Genomic DNA, 995 nt, shown 5'->3' with positions numbered 1-995 from the left:
TCGTGCTCTGCCGTGGGCCGGTCGCGCAGGTCGTGCTCTGCCGTGGGCCGGTCGCGCAGGTCGTGCTCTGCCGTGGGCCGGTCGCGCAGGTCGTGCTCTGCCGTGGGCCGGTCGCGCAGGTCGTGTTCGATGACGGGGACATCCGTCCACTCGCCCACGACCGCGATCGGCTCGCCGTCGCGCTCGACGATCCGGCTGCGCAGGACCTCGTGGCGCGACACCAGCGCGGCCAGCGCCGAGCGCAGGGTGGCCGCCTCGACCGGCCCGGTGAGCCGGACCCGGAACGCCACCGTGGTCACGGCCGGCACCGAGCCGACCTGCCGCAGCGTCCACAGGCCGCGCTGGGTCGCCGTGAGCGGGTACTCGGTCCGCCCCTCGTGCCGGACCGGGGCCGCCGCGGGCCTCCGGCCGCCGTTGACCAGGGCGGCGAGGGCGGCGACGGTCGGCTCTGCGAGGAAGTCGGCCAGGGCGACCGTGGTGCCGAACTCGCGGCCGGCGAGGGCGCAGACGCGGGCGGCGGCCAGGGAGTGCCCGCCGAGGTCGGTGAAGCGGTCCTCGACCCCGATCTCGTCGATGCCCAGCACGTCGCCGACGATCGCGGCGAGCCGCTCCTCCGCGGGAGTGCGGGGCGCGACGAACACCGTCTCGGTCCCGCGCCGGGCCGCGAGCGCGGGCAGGGCGGCCCGGTCGATCTTGCCGTTCGGGCTCAGGGGCAGCCGCTCGGTGATCGCCAAACGGGTCGGCACCAGGTGCTCCGGCACCCGGCGGCGCAGCCACGCACGCAGGCTCTGCTCGTCGAGGCCGGTCGCCTCCACGTGCCCGACCAGGTACGACACGCCGTCCTCGTCGGCGGCGGCGACGACACCGGCGCGGCGCACCGCCGGATGCCGCACGAGCACCGCCTCGACCTCGCCGGGCTCGACCCGGTAGCCGCGGATCTTCACCTGGTCGTCGGCACGGCCGGCGAACCGCAGCACGGCGCCGTCGGTGCGGAC

Annotated in this window: 1 protein-coding gene; it reads right to left on the bottom strand. The window is 76.8% G+C overall.

Annotated features, from left to right (window positions below):
* A partial coding sequence (locus AB0I21_RS56690; protein ID WP_360574263.1) for a phosphopantetheine-binding protein occupies positions 1–995 on the bottom strand: 995 nt, incomplete at both ends.

The organism is Dactylosporangium sp. NPDC050588, assembly GCF_040654975.1.
GTDB lineage: Bacteria > Actinomycetota > Actinomycetes > Mycobacteriales > Micromonosporaceae > Dactylosporangium > Dactylosporangium maewongense.
Note: the sequence above shows the minus strand (reverse complement) of the source record. Positions and strands in the feature narration are given on the sequence as shown.